This window comes from Chitinophaga sp. XS-30 (assembly GCF_008086345.1).
GTDB lineage: Bacteria > Bacteroidota > Bacteroidia > Chitinophagales > Chitinophagaceae > Chitinophaga.
Map to the genome: position 1 here is coordinate 4,604,041 of NZ_CP043006.1, position 18,557 is coordinate 4,622,597.

General features: G+C 51.7%; 12 protein-coding genes. 5 read left to right on the forward strand and 7 right to left on the reverse strand.

What is annotated here, in order from left to right; translation table 11 throughout:
• Positions 1-23 precede the first annotated feature (23 nt).
• Positions 24-3,152, reverse strand: coding sequence for a triple tyrosine motif-containing protein (locus FW415_RS18620; protein ID WP_168208888.1), 3,129 nt, complete (start codon positions 3,150-3,152; stop codon positions 24-26).
• Between the two features lie 117 nt (positions 3,153-3,269).
• On the opposite strand from FW415_RS18620, the gene FW415_RS18625 reads away from it, so the two are divergent.
• From FW415_RS18625 to FW415_RS18645, 5 genes are all read left to right on the forward strand, one after another.
• The gene (locus FW415_RS18625) at positions 3,270-4,277 is read left to right on the forward strand and encodes a YCF48-related protein (RefSeq protein WP_148388064.1); all 1,008 of its coding nucleotides are present in this window, start codon (positions 3,270-3,272) and stop codon (positions 4,275-4,277) included.
• A 302-nt stretch (positions 4,278-4,579) separates the two neighbouring features.
• Positions 4,580-6,973, forward strand: coding sequence for a glycoside hydrolase family 31 protein (locus tag FW415_RS18630; RefSeq protein WP_148388066.1), 2,394 nt, complete (start codon positions 4,580-4,582; stop codon positions 6,971-6,973).
• Between the two features lie 194 nt (positions 6,974-7,167).
• Positions 7,168-7,989 (forward strand): GNAT family N-acetyltransferase, encoded by an 822-nt coding sequence (locus FW415_RS18635; RefSeq protein ID WP_148388068.1) that lies wholly within the window; start codon positions 7,168-7,170, stop codon positions 7,987-7,989.
• A gap of 88 nt (positions 7,990-8,077) precedes the next feature.
• A complete protein-coding gene (locus FW415_RS18640) occupies positions 8,078-8,917 on the forward strand; it encodes a helix-turn-helix domain-containing protein (RefSeq protein WP_148388069.1) in 840 nt (279 codons plus the stop codon).
• A 34-nt stretch (positions 8,918-8,951) separates the two neighbouring features.
• Entirely contained in the window at positions 8,952-9,323 is a 372-nt protein-coding gene (locus FW415_RS18645; RefSeq protein WP_148388071.1) for a VOC family protein, read from the forward strand.
• 51 nt (positions 9,324-9,374) lie between these two features.
• On the opposite strand, the gene FW415_RS18650 is transcribed toward FW415_RS18645, so the two are convergent.
• The 6 genes from FW415_RS18650 to rimO form a co-directional block, all read right to left on the reverse strand.
• Entirely contained in the window at positions 9,375-11,273 is a 1,899-nt protein-coding gene (locus FW415_RS18650) for an ATP-binding protein (protein WP_148388073.1), read from the reverse strand.
• A 216-nt stretch (positions 11,274-11,489) separates the two neighbouring features.
• Complete coding sequence (locus tag FW415_RS18655; protein WP_168208889.1) at positions 11,490-12,065, reverse strand: toxin-antitoxin system YwqK family antitoxin; 576 nt, start codon at positions 12,063-12,065, stop codon at positions 11,490-11,492.
• Positions 12,066-12,160: 95 nt separating this feature from the next.
• Positions 12,161-13,057, reverse strand: coding sequence for a DUF4382 domain-containing protein (locus FW415_RS18660; RefSeq protein ID WP_148388078.1), 897 nt, complete (start codon positions 13,055-13,057; stop codon positions 12,161-12,163).
• Positions 13,058-13,337: 280 nt separating this feature from the next.
• Complete coding sequence (glgB, locus tag FW415_RS18665) at positions 13,338-15,299, reverse strand: 1,4-alpha-glucan branching protein GlgB (RefSeq protein ID WP_148388080.1); 1,962 nt, start codon at positions 15,297-15,299, stop codon at positions 13,338-13,340.
• Positions 15,300-15,386: 87 nt separating this feature from the next.
• Positions 15,387-17,132, reverse strand: a complete 1,746-nt coding sequence (locus FW415_RS18670; RefSeq protein ID WP_148388082.1) for a DEAD/DEAH box helicase — start codon at positions 17,130-17,132, stop codon at positions 15,387-15,389.
• Positions 17,133-17,196: 64 nt separating this feature from the next.
• Positions 17,197-18,504: a 30S ribosomal protein S12 methylthiotransferase RimO gene (gene rimO, locus FW415_RS18675; protein WP_148388084.1), complete on the reverse strand. Its 1,308-nt coding sequence runs from the start codon at positions 18,502-18,504 to the stop codon at positions 17,197-17,199.
• Between the last annotated feature and the right edge of the window lie 53 nt (positions 18,505-18,557).

An 18,557-nucleotide genomic window follows, 5' to 3' on the forward strand; every position in this document is an offset into this window, starting at 1 on the left:
ATGTTATGCATTTCAAAATTAACTCAATTTAACGGGATATCTAGGAAAACTGTCGTACCATTTTGGGAGATGATGTCTACCTGGCCTCCGACCTGCTGCATTCTTTTCTCGATATTCTTCAGCCCGTTGCCGAACAGGCGTACCTTTTCAGGATCAAAACCCTTGCCATTATCTTTGATCATGATGGTCATGTTCCGGAATACTTTTACTTCAATGGTGACCTCGGTGGCCTGGGAATGTTTCATCACGTTATGCAGGGATTCCTTTACGGCGAGATAAATGTGCCGTCTTGTGCCGCCGCTGAGCTTTACATTGGGAATGTTCTCGGGTATGATGAAATGATGCTGTATGCGGGCATGCTCCAGAAAATCCGCCGCAAAGCTGCGCATATAGGCGATCAGGTTAGCCAGTGAATCGTTGGAGGAGTTCATTGCCCAGATGATCTCGCTCATCTTGTCCACCAGCTCTCCCGCTGCTTCCGATATCCTTTCTATCTCTTTCGTCTGCCCGGTATCCTTGATCTTCCGTTTGGCGATCTCGCTCAGCAACCTGATGGTGGATAGCCCTGACCCCAGATCGTCGTGCATATCGCTGGATATCCGCGCCCGTTCCTGGTCTACCGCCTGCTCCTTTTCCAGCTTGAGCTTTTCATTGCGGATCTTGTAATCCAGGTAAAGCGCGGAAAAATAATACGCAATACCCAGTACCAGCAGCAACAACAGGAACCGGAACCATAACGATTGCCAGAAGGGTATTTTGATGACGATCTCCAGTGTTACGGGAACGGTATTCCACACTTCATCATTATTACATGCCTTGACCTTGAAGATATAATGACCGGGGGGAAGGTTCGTGTAACGGGCGAGCGTCTGGCTACCGGCCTGCAGCCAGTCCTCATCCACACCATCCAGCATGTACTGCACCTTGTTCTTGAGCGGATTGGTGAACTCCAGCGGTACATATTCTATCGCAATGGTATTCTGATTGTACGGCAGCTCCACTTTATGCAGCAGCGATATGGCGGTGTCCGACTGATATGGTTTGTCCAGCACCTCCAGCCGTTTGATGACCACCTTCGGCGTATAAGGGTTGTTCATGAAGTTGCGGGGATAAAACCCGGTGACGCCTCTTATCCCCCCAAAGAACAATTCTCCGTCCATCGACTTGAAATAGGCGCCGGTATTGAATTCATTGGATTGCAGGCCATCCTCGAAATTATAGGTGACCAGGTTATCCGAATTCTGCTTGATCTGGGTAATGCCTTTGTTATGACTTACCCAGATATCATCTTTATCATCCAGCAGCACCGCATATACATAGTCATTGACCATGCCCGTATAGTCGTAACTGTTGTAGTGCCTGACCACTTCGTATTTTTCATTCAGTATCAGCAGGCCTTTGGTAGTGGCTACCAGCAGTTGTTTGTGCGCGTTCTTGTTGATGGATTTCACTTCCACATCTTTAGGCGGCAGCGGGATCTTCTCCCAGCTGCTGCTTTCTGCGGCGCGGCCATACAAACCGGCTTTCGTTCCCACATACTGGTTGCCCCAGAAATCCTCATAGAAACAGGTGAGGTTCTCTCCCGGGAAATGCCGGACGATATCGGCTTTATACCCTTTGTCCGCATCAGAGAACATCAGCAGGTATTCCCCGTAATTAAAATACACCTCGCCATTGGGTCTTTTGCTGACAAAGGGATATTCGTCATCCTGCTCCGGCAGGCCCAGCGCCTTCATTTTGGCCGTAAGGTCCCGGAAGCGCTCGGTCTGTACGTTGAACAATCCAATGCCGCCATCCTTGAAGTGGAACCAGAGGGATTCATAATTTTCCCGGCAGATGCTGTGCAGGTCGTTGTTGGGAAAAAGGCCGGGAGATTCCACATTGGTGATCTTTTTCAGGAAACGCCCTCCCTTTTCATAGATATCCAGCCCGTCCTGCCAGAGCCCTACGTACAAACGGCCGTCATCATGCTTGTACACGGCTTTCACGATGTTGTGCGTGATGCGCGGCGAACGGTACAGCGAGAATACTTTTTTATTGGGTGAGTACTTCTTCAGCCCGTCCCCGTCCGTACCCACCCACATGTTATCGGCGGCATCGCGGTAGAGGGAGATCACGCGGTTGAAAGAATTGTTCTCGAAAGTATTGAAGCTGACAATGTGATTGACGATCTCGTGATTGCGCAGGCTGTACACGACAACGCCGTTATTCCCGCCGATCCAGGCATTCCCTTTATGATCCAGTTCTATCACGGATGGCTGGAAGTTTTCGTGCTGGTCGTTATACAACTCAACCGGCAGGTCCGTATAACTGTTCTTCTTTATATCGAAGATGCTGATATGCCCTTCACTGGCCAGCAGCAGGGAATCCGGGCCCAGCAGCTTTATGACGGGATTCTTTCCGAGCGTAGGCAGGCAATAGGTTGTCAGCCGCGTGGTGTGAATATCCATCTTCACCAATTGCTCCCGCTCGAAAGCCATCCAGATGTGATCGCCCTGTTTTACGACTGTTGCCGGCCGGAGCCTGCGCTTTTCGAAATCAGGCGGATAGAGGATGATCTTTTTCAGCTCGTAGGTGATATTGTCGAGAATATACAATCCTTTCATCGGCCGCCACAGCCAGAGGGTCTGCGTGGCCTCATCTTCCCCGAGGACGTGGAATTTCTGCACGAAATCCCGCTCCTCCTCGTTTACATAGGTGGTGTCCTGAAAAACATGGCGAAAAGAGTTCTTGTATTGGCCATACAGGCTGATGCCGGTATTGTGGACCACGAGCAACTGCTTGCGGCTGTCCTTATAAAATTCGTAATCCCGGCCGCCATGCAGGCCGAAGCTTTTGACCACCGCGCGGCCCTGCTGGGAAGCGGAACTGTACAAAATGCGCTCTACGGGTTTGGAATCGGATCTGTTGGGACTGGGGATCTGCCGGTATTCGTTGAACACATAACCGTCAAAACGATTGACACCGTCGAAGGTGGATATCCATAAAAATCCTTCTTCGTCCTGTATCAGACTGTATATGCTACTCTGGGAAAGCCCTTTGTCCACATCATAGGCATCGAAATTATAACTCCGCTCCTGTGCGGAAACAGAACTGACAATGGCGAGTGACCATAGGATTAAAAACAGGCCTGTCTGTTTGAATGAACCCATTAAACTGTTAAATGGTTTAAGCACGTTTGCAGCACCCTGCAAATATATCATTCAAACTTACACTTTTTAATGATTTTGTATTTTTCTTATTTATTATTGCTTCAAATATTGCGAAATATGAAACACATTATAACCTTTTATATCCTGTTCCATGCCCTGGCCGTACAGGCCCAAACTTACCGGATAAAAGCGCTGGTGTCCGCCCCGGTATCCAGCATCCGGGGGCTGAGCGTGGTGAATGATTCCGTGATATGGATCTCCGGCACGGAGGGTAAAGTGGGCAAAAGCACGGACGGGGGGAAACATTGGGAATGGTTCACCGTTCCGGGTTGCGACAGCTGCGATTTCCGGGATATAGAGGCTTTCAGCGGAGACAGGGCGGTGATCATGGGCATTGCCGAACCGGCCAGGATATACCTGACAAATGATGGCGGGCGCAGCTGGAAACAGGTATATTTTAACGATACCAGGGGGATTTTTCTGGACGGGATGGATTTCCTGGATCACCAAAAAGGGGTAATCATCGGGGACGCGATCGATGGTATTTTCACCATTCTGGGAACGAATGACGGCGGGGAAACCTGGCAGTCCCTCAAAGGGCCTGCCGCCCGGGAAGGGGAAGCCAGTTTTGCCGCCAGCGGCACCACCATCAGGATGCTCGGCAGGAAGTCCTTTGCCATTTGCAGCGGCGGCAGCGCCAGCCGTTTCTTCCGGTACGATGGCCACTCCTGGAAGGTCTCTCCCATTCCCGCAGCACAGGGCGCGCCCTCCAGGGGGATATTCTCTTTCGCCTTCCGGAACGGGAAACAGGGCGTTGCCGTAGGGGGTGACTACCTGGTGATGGATGCCAGGGAAGGGAACTGCCTGCTGACCAATGACGGCGGCCGCAGCTGGAAAGCCCCGGCCACCCCGCCCCGGGGTTACCGCAGCGCCGTGGAATACCTGGATGGCAACAGGGTGCTTTGCACCGGGCCAACGGGTACCGATATGTCTGCCGACGGCGGCCTCACCTGGGCGCCGGTAAGCAATGAGGGATTCCATGCCGCCAGGAAAGCGAAAAATGGCAGCAGGGTATTCCTCGCCGGCAGCAAAGGCCGCATCGCCGTGCTGGAAACCGCGGAATAGCTCCTTTCCGGGATACAAAAAGGCGCCCTGGAAAGGAGCGCCGATTTTCTTTTACAACACATATTGTATCACAACCGAAACAATAGGTTAAAGCAAAAAGTACATTATATGGAAGTTAATCTTTCTTACTGCAATATTTCCGGCAACTTCGCCAATGCGTCATATTTTTTTGTAAAAGACGGGATAACTCCGGCTATCGTATTAAAAAAATACAAACAACCGGGGATTTTTTGATTAATTTAGTTGATACATGGCCTTCGGGCCATCCTATTATTCATTGTTATAAGAAACAGATCGGCGCGATGCAAGTGGCAACAACATCGGGTAAGTACTCGGTAAAATACTACCCGGATAATATTCAATCGTGGAAAAAGGAAGGGAACTATTTTTATTTCTATACCTCTACCACCGTCCTGGAGCTCAGGGTCATTTCTGACAAGATCGTCCGTTTCCGTTATGCGGCGGACGGGCAATTCCAGCGGGACTTTTCATACGCGGTCAGTGAGAAACTGGAAGAATCTCCCGAATTCTTCGATATCCGCGAATGGGCGGACACTTTCGAGATCATTACCACCGTCATCCGGGTATTCGTAGCCCGGGAAAACCTGCGGATCACCATCACGGATATAGACGGGCGCATCATCAATCAGGATGAAACCGGCTTTCACTGGCAGTACTATCTGCAAAAAGGCGGCAAGATCGTCTACTGCACCAAACTGATACAGGATGGTGAATCCTTTTACGGACTGGGTGACAAGCCTACGGAACTGAACCTCCGCGGCAAACGCATGGAGAATTACGGCACGGATTCTTACGGTTATACCAAAGATACAGACCCGCTTTACCGCAACATCCCCTTTTATTACGGCCTTCACAACGGCATCGGTTACGGTATCTTCTTCGATAATACCTTCCGTACCCTTTTTGATTTCGGGCATGAGCGGGATGATGTGTCCAGCTTCTGGGCGCGAGGCGGGGAAATGAACTATTATTTCATTTACGGCCCGGCATTATTGCAGGTAGCGGAATCATATGCCCGCATTACCGGCACAGCAGAGCTGCCGCCCCTCTGGGCACTGGGTTATCACCAATGCCGCTGGAGCTATTTCCCGGATACGAAGGTCAAAGAGATCGCGCAAACCTTCCGGGACCGCAAGATCCCCTGCGATGCGCTTTATCTCGATATCGATTATATGGAAGGCTTTCGCTGCTTCACCTGGAGCAAAGACAGCTTCCCCGATCCCAAAGGCCTGCTGAAAAGCTTGTCGGACGATGGATTCAAAACCGTGGTGATCATCGACCCGGGCATCAAGGTAGACCCGGATTACCCGGTCTACCAGGAGATCACGCAGAAAGGCTTTGCCTGCAAGCGGGCGGACGGCGCCTATATGGAAGGCGATGTATGGCCGGGGAAATGCGTATTCCCGGATTTCACCGACCCCAAAGTACGGGAATGGTGGAGCGGGCTTTTCCAGGACCTGACCGCAACAGGCGTCCGTGGTGTATGGAACGATATGAACGAACCTGCCGTATTCGAGCTCGGTACTTTTCCCGAAGATGTGCGGCACGACTATGATGGCGAGAACGTCAGCCACCGCAAGGCGCATAACGTGTACGGCCATCTCATGAGCAAAGCCACCGCAGCGGGTTTGAAGAAACACCTCATGCCGCAGCGGCCCTTCGTGATCACCCGTTCCGCCTATTCCGGCACCCAGCGCTGGAGCTCTGTATGGACCGGCGACAACATCGCATCCTGGGAACATCTCTGGCTGGCTTCCGTACAATGCCAGCGCCTTTCCGTTTCCGGCCTCTCCTTTGCCGGCAGCGATATTGGCGGGTTCATCGGCGAACCGGATGGCGAACTGTACACCCGCTGGATACAACTCGGCGCGTTCCATCCGCTGATGCGCACCCACTCCGCCAGCAATGAAACCGGCTTCAACCAGGAGCCGTGGAGCTTCGGCCCTGAATTCGAGGCCGTGGTGAAAGCATTCATACAGCTGCGCTACCGCCTGCTGCCCTACATCTACACCACCTTCTGGCAATATGCCGCTTACGGCACTCCCATGCTTCGTCCGTTGGCTTTCGTAGCCCAGCAGGATGAACATACGCATGACCTCAACCACGAGTTCATGATGGGTGACAGCCTGCTCATCAGCCACGTCAGCGAAGCCGGCATGAAAGAAAAAGAAGTGTACCTGCCCGAAGGCACCTGGTATTACTATTTTTCCGATAAACTATACACCGGCGGGCAAACGGTGACCATCCCCACGCCCCTTTCCGAAATGCCGTTGTTCGTAAAAGGCGGGGCCGTAGTACCGCAGTATCCTGACATGCAGTACGTCGGCGAATTCAGGATCATGGAAATGATCCAGCAGGTATATTTCGCCGAAGGCACCACCCACAGCATCCTCTACGAAGATGCAGGCGACCATTACGCTTACAAGACCGGCCAATACAACCTCGTGCGCTTCAAACAAAGCTCGGAACCACAATTATTCCGGCTGAAGAAAAAGTTCGTGGGCAAGTACAATGCAGATTATACCCATCACCGCATTCGTGTGCACGGCCTGCCCTTCCAGCCGAAAGAGTATGTGCTGGACGGCGTGGTAATGCCGCTGAAACCGGAAGATACCGTGAATGGCGTGGTGGAACTGCTGCTGTTAAGGAAATTTGAGGAATTGGTGATACGGTAAGAAAACAAAAAATTCACATAGCCGGGGTATCGTAGGATGCTCCGGCTATTTTCATACGGAAATACCGCAAAACAGGATGAACATAGGCTAAAATCAACTTCTACCACATAAAAGCCTGGAAAAACGATCGAAGAATTGATCAAATAATCCAACAATTCTGCGAGTTTCGTAAATTCATTCCAAACACCGCGATCATGAACGACACCCCTGTCTTCTCCCACGCAGAACCTGTTCTCGCTGTGCACGACATACCTGAAACCATCCGGTACTGGCAGCAGATACTTCGCTTTCCTTCGCAATGGAGCTGGGGCGATCCGCCCAACATCGGCGGTGTTTCCTGGCAAAATGCGTACATCCAGTTCCTGTGCGACCCTGCGCTAGCGGCGGCATCAAAAGGCAATAACGTCTGGATACGGCTTCAGCACATCGATGCATTGTACCACCTGCACCAGGAGCACAAGGCTGAGATCGTTACGCCGCTGGAAGTGCATTCCTACGGCATGGCGCAGTACACGGTCCGGGAGATCAACGGATATTATATCCATTTTGCAGCGCCTGCCGTGAAGCGGAAAAAAAGTGAAAACTCACTGCCTTCTTCGGTACGCATCACCGGAAGAACTCCTTCCGTACGGGAATACCTCGATCTTTTGCATAGCCTGGGCAACACGCCGTTGCTGACGGAAGAGATGGCAGCAAAACGCCTTGCCGCGGCCGTGCATGGTGCCATAGCGGAAGATACCGAAAACGGAAAAACGATCGGCTGCGCCCTGCTCCTCGGAGACCATGCCAGCTACTATTATGTGAAAGATGTAATGGTGCACCCCGACTGGCAGGGCAGGCGCGTGGGAACAGCGATCATGCAGGAATTGAATCGCTGGCTGGACTATGAAGGAGCGGACAAGGCCCTTGTATCGCTGATCACAGGGGAAACACTGGAGCCCTTTTACCTGCAATCAGGCTTCACGAAAGCATTCAGCATGTACCGGTATATCAACCGCCGTGAAAAAAAACATTAGGCAATACCCGCACATGAAATGAATACAGGCAGATAACCGATTCGCGATCTTTTTGTTCGTATCTTCCCCCCCCTGATCCCGGAACAATATGATCTACAGGGAATTCAAACCACATCCGCTACTGGCGCCCTACATTGAATGTTACTGGAAAGCCGATGCCGACAAACCGCCTTTCCGTGATACGGAATCGCTTATCCCTGACGGCACTATCGAGCTGATGTTCAATTTCGGAGACGACTACGCACAGATAAAGAACGGCGCAAAAGAAACGGTGAAAGGCTCCCATATCATCGGTATCCGCAAGCAGGCGCTGCAGATATCGCAAACCAGCCGGCAGCATATATTCTCCATCCGCTTCCGCCCCGGAGGCTCCTACCCTTTCTTTCATATTCCCGCACACCTTTTTGCCAACGGCTTCTGGGGCATTGGCGAGCTGGCCGGCAGGGACTACCGGGAACTGGAAGAACGGCTGTACGAAGCGAAAGCCGATCATGAACGGGTAACTATCACGGACCGGTTCCTCCTCTCCCGCCTGCATCAGGAAAATGATGATTACGACTTTGCCGTCCGCTCCTCCAGATGGCTGCTGCAAAACCCTGAATCCTCCATTGCCGAAGCCTGCAGGCTCTTTGGCACGCACTACAAGCAACTGGAGCGGAAATTCAGCCAGGTGATCGGTGTTACGCCCACTGAGCTGCTGAAGATCCAACGGTTCAACCGGGCTATCCTCACCATGTACAGCTGCCAGTACCGCTCTCTCACCGATGTGGCGTACGCCTGCGGCTATTATGACCAATCCCATTTCATCCGCGAGTTCCGGCAGCTGTCGGGACTTTCTCCCCGGCAGTTCCTGAAAGAACAGTTCACTATCGTGCAGGTGATACAACCTGTGCTGGCAGAGCGGCTGTCGAAATCGTACAATTTATAATGCAGGCGATTCTACAGTTTTGCATAAAAAAAGTATGGAAACAAAACAAACCGGACTGATCCCCTATCTGCATTTCGAAGGTAATTGCGAGGAAGCGCTGAATTATTATGCCGGTATCCTCGGCGGTACTGTCGAGATCCGGAGCCGTTATGACAATCCGGCCATGAATGCACCGGAGGCCTACCGTGAAAAGGTATTGCACGGGCGGCTGCATTTCAGTGGTCTGTCCATTTACACCAGCGATGTATTCCCCGGGCAGAAGGCGCAAGGGTCCAGCGGAGATGTTGCGCTGTCCCTGACTTTCCCGGACGAGCAAACCGCCCAACAGGTATTTGATCAGCTGGCGAAGGGAGGAAAAACAAGGCGTACCTTTCGCAAAACAGTTCTGGGGAGAATGGCATGGTAACCTGACGGACCGGTATGGCATCCGCTGGATGGTGAATTGCTAACGCAACGCTCAGGCCAGCGTACCGCCGTTAACTTCCTGTATGGCCGCGTTCAGGTGTTTGGTATCATATAACAGCAGGCGTTTCAAAACGCCATGCAATATCCTTGCTTCTACAGGCTTGCGCAGATAACCGTCCAATCCCATCTGCATATACTCCTGTTCCTGCTCACTGAAAGCATCGGAAGATACCGCTACCACAGGAATATGGCGGAGCTGCTCATCACTGCGGAGGAGACCGAACACCTCGCGGCCACCCATAACCGGCATGTGCAGGTCCATCAGCACCACGTCCGGCCTCATGCTGCGCACAAGCGCGAGGCCTTCCAGGCCGTTTTTGGCAACACCGATATGCACGATGCCGATACGGTGCAGAAAATGCCTGAGGATCATATGGTCCACATCACTGTCGTCCATCACTACCACTTTGGTCTCTTCGGGCAGCGGCTCCAGGGCTTCCTTGTGTTGGCAATCGCTGTCTGTACTGACGGTCAGTGGCAACGAGATCAGGAAATGAGTGCCTTCCCCTTTCAGGCTGCTTACCTGGATGGAACCACCGAGCGCCTCCACCTTGCGTTTCGCAATGGCCAGGCCAAGCCCGCTGCCGCCGAATTCCCGGTACACCTCCCGGCTGGCCTGCTCAAAAGGCAGGAAAATGGATTCCAGCTGCTGTTCAGACATTCCCACGCCTTCATCACATACCTGGATGAACATATTCTGGCCGTTATGGAAACATCGCAGGCGGATGTTCTTTTCGGCAGGAGTGAATTTGATGGAATTGGAAAGCACGTTGTTGATGATCTGGGTGAGCATGACCCTGTCCGTCACAATAAGATCAGGGAAACGCTGATCGATCTCCAGGTGCAATACTACGGACCTTGAACTGGCAACACTCTGGAAGATCCCTACGGTATTCCGCAAATGATCCCTGAGGGAAAATGTTTCGGGCTTAACCTCGTCACTTTTGCCGGCTTCTATTTTCGCCAGATCCAGCACATGGTTCAGGGTTTCCAGGATATTGCGGCTGGAGGCGTTCATACTCCGCGCCATCTGCCTCGTTTGCAGGTCTGCTTCCGACTTGCTGAGTATGTTGCTCAGCATTTCGCTGATCCCGATAATAGCATTGAGCGGGGTGCGGATCTCGTGGCTCAGCTCACTGATAAACGCTGTCTTCGCGGTACTGGCTTTAACCAGTTCGGCTGTACGCTGCTCTACCAGCTTTTCCAGATGCTGGCTGTACTCTTCCAGCTGCCTGCGCTGCTTTTCATTCTCGTTCCGGCTTTTGGTGAGGGATAGATTCCTGCTGCGGAGGGTGCGCAGCAATTCCATAATGTTCCCCTGGTAAAGGCTGATGGCCAGATAATTCAGGTACAATACAACGGGCATCACCATCCAGCGGTAAATGTTCTGTGTGACCTCGGAAAGCGGCAGCGCTTCTACCAGCCCGAAATAATAAATGAACTCCAGCATTACCAGGCATACGATAGGCATGGCCACACAGATGAAACGCGGCAGCTTCTCCTCCGGCCGCCAGATCAGCAGGGCTACACTCATCAGGAAAACCGCCAGCAGCTGCACTTCCGTAACCCGGCCGAGAATACTGCCGTAATAGAGGATAATGGCAATGAATATAGCATGGATGCCGATGCGCGACGCATTGTAGCGCCGCTTGCTGTTCAGCCATATCATCGCAAAAAAAGCTGGGCAAAAGACCAGCACCGCGGGTATAAGAATGTATAGCGAATGCAGCAAAAGATAAAAAGCTATGCCATAAACTGTCACCAGTATGCCTGTAGCAAAGCTGACAATGTTCACCACTTTCACCCTCCTGGCCTCTTCTTTGTCCGGGAGCTGCAGTGTACCTGTTTTGAAAATCTGCTGTAATGTTGCGCGAATGCTTTGGGATACCATGCCGGGAATTAATTCAGGTTTAATTAAACAAACATTTTCATGCTGACTTGTCCTGATACGCTATCACTGGTTCATTGGGACTCAATTATCAAGGGAGGGGATGCTGATTGAGCGCCATCTGTTAAACCGATACCAAAGGGTCTGGTATATGATAAGGACAAATTGCTATTATAAGATACAGGAAATCAGTTTAAAGGGTGAATGAAAAGGGGGAATTCAGTCTTTTCTCTTCTTCCCCGGGCCGGACTGTTGTTCATGAGGCAGGGGGGCGGATTTTGCGCGGCGCGGATCACTGATCACGGAACCAGTCACCTCACCGCGGTCATAGGTCTCCCGCATCACCCTCCCATCCTCATCGTATATCCTCCATTCTCCATGGCGGACAGAATTGCCTTTGCGCACGATCTCTGTAAAGGTCTCTTCATTGGTGACCGGATCTATTACAATAACCGTATCTTTCTGGCCTTCAATATCTATCGCCAGCATCATGCCAGTAGCACTGATCTTTCCATCGGGATAAAAATATTTGCACATGCCGTCCAGCGCACCGTTGCGGAAGGTTTCCTCCGCCAGCAGATCGCCATTGACCGTATATTTCCGCCAGATGCCTTCTTTTCTGTTGTTCTTGTAAACGCCTTCCCAATTGTAACCAGGCTCCCCGCGGATAGACCCCACCTGCTCGACCCAGGGCCCCTGCTTTCTTTTTTTATCGTCGGTACGGTTAGCGGCCTGCTGCGCCGAAACGGCCAGCACGGTACATAACATGGTAATGAGCAAACAGGTTTTTTTCACAGGGATATGTATTTTGGTTCTCATCACAATGTAAGCATTTCAGCTAACAAAAAAGCCCCACTAAGCGGGGCTTTTTTGTATTGACCGGAGAAGTATTATTTTGATAGTGTGATCGTCGGCAATTTGGTTTCCTTGCCCCGTTCTACCATTACATCATTGACCGTTGTGTCGTTATACCCGTTGCCGCCATTCACGAATACGCTGTAAGTGCCCGGTTGCAAGCCTCTTACCTTGAACTCCCCGTGCCGGCCCGGTATGGCGAACAGTGAATCGGTACTATTATACACGGTTACAACGGATTGCGCGTCTTTCGGCAGGATCTTTCCTGACACTGCACCGGTCTGCCGCACGGTCCATACATGGATAACGGGTTTCAGGATGAACCTGCCCCTGCTGACCTGGATGATGGAACGCTGCACATCGAAGTCCAGCCACAGCTGCAGGTTATCAGGCGATATCTCGTCCCATTCATTATGCCTCACCTTGATCACGATCTTTACCTGCCCGTTCAGCGATTTCAGCGGATAGCTGATACTGTCTTTTACCAGTGAGTTATCCGGGCCTAAGGTAATACGGATCTTCCTGATGCGCCCCTGGCGGACGTTACCGGTAGCGAGACTGGTGTCCACGCCATTCCGGAGGGCTAACAGGTCATATACACCGGGGCGGATACCGAGGGAATCCCAAACCTCGCAGTCATCGTCATCACCACGGCGGTCTTCCCACCAGCCGCAGCGGTCGCGGTCATCCCAGCGATCGTCATCATCATCTCTTTCGCTCCCGCAGGTGTCTACCAATACTTCCACCTTCCGGATATCGATCCATACTTCATCGAACAGACCGGGATCATCGGTCAACATAAGGCTTACTCTTTGCTGCCCTTCCGGAATGTCCGGTTCAGCGGAATTGTTTTTACTGCATGCATAAATGATCAGGGAGAGGGCGCCCAATAGCAATAGCGGCAAGCCCATTTTGCGGAACATGTTTTTCATAAAGACTGGTTTTAAAGATGTTAGCTGGATCTGTTGATGGTTAAAAGCTGTTGCTGTACAAGCTGGTAAATCCTATGCCTGGCGATTGGATTTAGATATGGTGAACCCGGGGAAGGTTTAAATGCTTTAGAATTTATTCATCTGTTCTTGTTTATGCTTTATGGATGCAAATGGAACTTTTGATGATCTGCCGGATTCATAACGCAGGAATATGGCTATTTGGTATGCAGCAATCTTCATTCCAAATCCTTCAGGAACAGTCGGGAACAGTAAAAATGGGTTAGATGCTTTTGAGGATGGCGGCGCCAAGGGGTGGAAGCCGGAGGATAATATCGTAAGGCTTTCCATGCCGGCCTTCTTTCGGCTTGATGGTGCCTTTATTGACAACGCCGCTGCCGTGCCAGGCGGGCGCATCGCTGTTCAATATCTCTTTGAAGCTGTGTTTCCAGGGGATGCCAACGAGATAGTCTTCCCGGGGAACGGGGGTCATGTTCAGCGCTACGAGTATCACCTCGCCGTCAAGGCCCTTGCGGGCGAATACCATAATGCTGTTCTCTTGGTCCGCCAGATGCACCCATTCAAAACAGTTGGGATCAAACTGGTTGGCGAACAGCGCCGGTTCCGAGGTGTACAAATGATTCAGCGCCTTTACGTATTGCTGCAGGCTGGCATGGGTGGGGTGCTTCAGCAGGTCCCAGTTCAGCTCCGATTTGTAGTTCCATTCCTTGGTATCGCCGAACTCCCCTCCCATGAACAGGAGCTTTGTACCGGGATGGGTGAACATATAGCTGTACATCAGGCGCAGGTTGGCGAACTTCTGCCAGTCGTCGCCGGGCATTTTGTAGATGAGCGGGGATTTGCCGTGCACTACCTCATCGTGGCTCAGGGGCAGCATGAAATTTTCGCTGAATGCGTACATGATGCTGAACGTGATCTGGTTATGGTACCATTTGCGGAAGTAGGGATCTTTTTTGAAGTAATCCAGGGTATCGTTCATCCAGCCCATCATCCATTTCATGCCAAAGCCCAGCCCGCCCATGAATACGGGGCGGGATACGCCGTAAAAGGAAGTGGATTCCTCTGCGATGGTCTGTACATCGGGGAAGCGCTCGTATATGGTGGTATTCAGGTGTTTTAAAAAAGAAATAGCCTCCAGGTTCTCATTGCCGCCATGTTCATTCGGCTCCCAGGAACCGGCCTTGCGGGAGTAGTCGAGGTGTATCATCGAGGCTACGGCATCCACCCGCAAGCCGTCTATGTGGAATTTGTCCAGCCAGAACAGGGCGTTGCTGAGGAGGAACGACCTTACTTCGTTGCGGGCGTAATTGAAGACATAGCTGTTCCAGTCCGGGTGAAAGCCTTTGCGCATATCCGCATATTCATAGGTATGGGTGCCATCGAAGCGGTAAAGGCCGTGATCATCGTACGGGAAATGGGAAGGCACCCAGTCCAGTATCACCCCTATTCCTGCGTGATGGAAGGCATCCACCATGGCCATGAACTCCTGCGGTGTACCGTAACGGGAGGTGGGCGCGTAGAAACCGGTGAGCTGATATCCCCATGACCCGTCAAAAGGATGCTCCATGATGGGCATCAGCTCAATATGGGTAAAGCCCATTTCTTTCACATAAGGCACCAGCATGGCCGTGATCTCCTTGTAGGAATAGAATACTTCGTGGTTGTTCAGGTCTGGCCGCCGCCAGGAACCCAGATGCACCTCATAAACTGAAAAAGGGCTTTGGAGCGTGCTTTTGGCGCCGCGGCTTTTCATCCAGGCGCTATCTTTCCATTTATATTTCAGATTGGTGGTAACGGAAGCGGTTTTGGGGCGTACTTCCCAAAAGTTGGCAAAAGGGTCGCCTTTGCGCAGTTCCTCCCCGGAATTGGAGCGGATGAAGTATTTATAGAGCTGTTGTTCCTGTACATGAGGGATGAACCCTTCCCAGATGCCGGATTTGTCCCAGCGCGGAAAAAGGGTGTGGCTGTAGCCATTCCATCCGTTGAAGTCCCCGATGACGGATACGAAAGCTGCATTGGGGGCCCAGACGGCAAAGTAAGTGCCTTCCACGCCTTCATAGCTGACGGTATGGGAGCCGAACTTTTCGTACAGGCGATCATGTATCCCTGCCTGGAACAGTTCGATGTCCCGGACGGAAAACAAGGAAAAAGGCTCTACGGATTTCAGTGGGCGGAAGGGCTCTTCGTCACGTGGAATGATATTTTTTTTGCTTTGGGTCGTCATACCTTGGCTGTCCGGCTTTTTTCCAAGATAAATAATAACCCGCAAACTTATCGCCTGCGGGTTAAAATAAATTATCTGCTGTAGAAATTATCGCTTGCTTCTGAAGCTGCCGCTGCCTGCTTTGGAAAACTCGCGGCGGGGACGGAAACCTCCATCTTCGCTGCCAGACCATGTTTTCTTGCGGGGAGCATCGCCGCTAAAGGTGCGGGATTTGCGTTTATCACCATCCTGGGAGGTCTCAATTCTTACGGAACGGCCGTTGTAATCCAGCTTTTTGAAGCTCTGCTGAACTTTTTCCACCACATCGTTTTCCACCTCAAAGAAGGAATACACGCCTTTCAGATCAATACGGCCGATCTTGTTGCCACGCAGACCGGTGCTGTCGCACAGGAAGCGCAACATGTCGCCACGGGTAAAGTTGTCCACGGAACCGAGGTTGATGAACAGGCGGGTGAACTTGCCGGAGCTGCGGGTGCGCATGGAGTTTTCGTCACCACGGCGGTCTTCCTTCACATTCAGGTCCGGGGCATCCTGGTAGTATGCCAGGAATTCGTTGAATTCGAGGGAAGCGAAGCGGCGGATCAGGTCTTCCTTGGTCAGGTCCGCAAACTCTTCGTATATGCGTGTCATATAAGGATCGATCTGCTCTTCGTTCACTTCCACGTTATGTACTTTATGCACCAGGGCAAAAAGCTGTTTTTCGCAAACGGCAAATCCGTCCGGCACTTCTGCTTTCACGAATTTTTTACCGAGCACGCGCTCGATCTGGCGGATCTTTCCGATATCCCTGCCACTGATAATAGCGATGGAAATACCGGATTTGCCGGCGCGGGCGGTACGGCCGCTACGGTGGGTGTAGTTCTCCACATCATCCGGCAGTTCGTAGTTGATCACATGCGTTACATTGTCCACATCAATACCACGGGCGGCCACATCGGTGGCTACCAGCACCTGGATCGATTTTTCCCGGAACCGTTTCATCACTTTGTCACGCTGCTGCTGGGTGAGGTCGCCATGCAGGGCATCTGCATTATAGCCGTCCTTGATCAGCGATTCCGCGATCTCCTGCGATTCAATTTTGGTACGGGTGAAGATGATGCCGAATATCTCGGGATTGAAGTCCACGATACGTTTCAGCGCAGCATATTTATCACGGGGGCGTACCACGTAGTATTCATGTTCGATGTTGACGTTGCCGCTGTTCTTGCTGCCTACGGTCAGTTCGAAAGGATCGTCCATGTATTTCTGGGCGATACGGCGTACTTCTGCCGGCATAGTCGCGGAGAACAACCAGGTGGTCTTTTCCTGAGGCGTATTGGAGAGGATGCTGTTGATATCCTCCTGGAAGCCCATGTTCAGCATTTCATCCGCTTCATCCAGGATGGCATAACGCACATTGTCGAAGTTGATGGCGCCACGCTCGATGATATCCAGCAGGCGGCCGGGAGTAGCTACCACAATGTGGGCGCCGCGTTTCAGCTCACGTAATTGCAGGCCGATGGCGGTACCACCGTAGACCGCTACGATGCTGATGTCCCCGAGATATTTGGAAAAATTCTTGAGGTCGTTGGTGATCTGGAGACATAATTCCCGCGTAGGGCAGAGAATAAGGCTCTGCGGCTGGCGGATCTTCATATCCAGCTGGTGAAGTAATGGCAGGCCGAAGGCTGCGGTTTTACCGGTACCGGTTTGTGCCAGGCCCACAAAATCACGGTCGCCGCCGAGCAGCACCGGGATAGCTTTTTCCTGGATGGGGGTAGGATTCACAAAGCCGAGGTCTGTGACTGCTTTCAGCAAAGTTTCCTGAAGTCCTAATGATTCAAATGTTGTCATAAATTTTTTTCGGTGGCCCGCTGGTTTTTAAAACAGGCCGGGTGATCAATAAGCCGGTTTGTAATCAAACCAGCACTCCTTCCAGGTCATAGTCGAACGCCCTGGTAATTTTAACCTGTACAAAATCGCCGGGTTTCAACTTCCTGTCTGTGTTAATGATCACCTCATTATCCACCTCCACCGAATCGAACTCCGTACGGCCCAGGTAACGGCCGGATTCTTTTTTATCAACGATTACTTTAAATACTTTACCTATTTTTTCCTGGTTCTTTTCCAGGGAAATTTCCTGCTGTGTTTCCATGATATCCTGTGCGCGCCGTTCTTTTTCCTCAGCGGGGACATCGTCTTCCAGCGCATAAGCGCCGGTGTTCTCCTCATGGCTGTAGGTGAACACGCCCACCCTGTCGAACCGCACTTCTTCCAGGAAGCGTTTCACATCTTCCACATCTTCCAGGCTTTCTCCCGGAAAACCCGCTATCAGCGTAGTACGCAGACAAATGCCCGGCACTTTTTCGCGGATGGTGGTCACCAGGTCGAAGATCTCCTTGCGGGTGATCTGCCGTTTCATGGCCTTGAGCATCGGGTCCGCAATATGTTGCAGGGGCATATCCAGGTAGTTGCAGATATTATCCCTTTCCCGCATCACGTCCAGTATTTCCAGCGGGAATTTAGTGGGATAGGCATAGTGCAGCCTGATCCATTCCAGCCCTTTCACATCCGCCAACGCATGCAGCAATTCAGGCAGACGGCGCTGCTTGTACAGGTCCAGGCCATAATAGGTCAGTTCCTGCGCAATGAGCATGATCTCCTTTACCCCGCTTTTCACCAGCTTTTCCGCTTCCGCCACCACCGCTTCGATGGGTTTGGATACGTGCTGGCCGCGCATCAGCGGGATTGCGCAGAATGCGCAGGTGCGGTTGCAGCCTTCCGATATTTTCAGGTATGCATAGTGCGAGGGTGTACTGAGCAAACGCTCCCCGACCAATTCGGTCTTGTAATCCGCATCAAAACGTTTCAGGATAAGGGGAAGCTCCATGGTACCAAACCAGGCGTCCACACCGGGTATCTCCGATTCCAGGTCCCCGCGGTAACGTTCGCTCAGGCAGCCCGTAACGAACACTTTATCCAGCCGGCCCCTTTCCTTCAATTCCACCTGCTCAAGGATCGTATTGATGGATTCTTCTTTTGCCTTGTCGATAAATCCACAGGTATTTACGACCACGATGTTATGATCGCGCCGGGTATTCTCATGTACTACATCGATGTCATTGGCTTTGAGCTGTCCGCTTAATACCTCGGAGTCAACCATGTTCTTGGAACAGCCCAGCGTGATGATATTTACCTTGTCTTTCTTTAAAGTTCTTGTCTTCAAACAGCAATTTTTTAAGAATCCCCTTTTCCGGGATTTGCCACGAAGACACGCAG

What these genes read in the sequence shown, in the direction of transcription:
- FW415_RS18620 (WP_168208888.1), bottom strand. Translation starts at nt 3,152, where the DNA reads ATGGGTTCATTCAAACAGACAGGCCTGTTTTTAATCCTATGGTCACTC.
- FW415_RS18645 (WP_148388071.1), top strand. Translation starts at nt 8,952, where the DNA reads ATGGAAACAAAACAAACCGGACTGATCCCCTATCTGCATTTCGAAGGT.
- FW415_RS18650 (WP_148388073.1), bottom strand. Translation starts at nt 11,273, where the DNA reads ATGGTATCCCAAAGCATTCGCGCAACATTACAGCAGATTTTCAAAACA.
- FW415_RS18670 (WP_148388082.1), bottom strand. Translation starts at nt 17,132, where the DNA reads ATGACAACATTTGAATCATTAGGACTTCAGGAAACTTTGCTGAAAGCA.
- FW415_RS18625 (WP_148388064.1), top strand. Translation starts at nt 3,270, where the DNA reads ATGAAACACATTATAACCTTTTATATCCTGTTCCATGCCCTGGCCGTA.
- FW415_RS18640 (WP_148388069.1), top strand. Translation starts at nt 8,078, where the DNA reads ATGATCTACAGGGAATTCAAACCACATCCGCTACTGGCGCCCTACATT.
- FW415_RS18635 (WP_148388068.1), top strand. Translation starts at nt 7,168, where the DNA reads ATGAACGACACCCCTGTCTTCTCCCACGCAGAACCTGTTCTCGCTGTG.
- FW415_RS18660 (WP_148388078.1), bottom strand. Translation starts at nt 13,057, where the DNA reads ATGAAAAACATGTTCCGCAAAATGGGCTTGCCGCTATTGCTATTGGGC.
- FW415_RS18630 (WP_148388066.1), top strand. Translation starts at nt 4,580, where the DNA reads ATGCAAGTGGCAACAACATCGGGTAAGTACTCGGTAAAATACTACCCG.
- glgB (WP_148388080.1), bottom strand. Translation starts at nt 15,299, where the DNA reads ATGACGACCCAAAGCAAAAAAAATATCATTCCACGTGACGAAGAGCCC.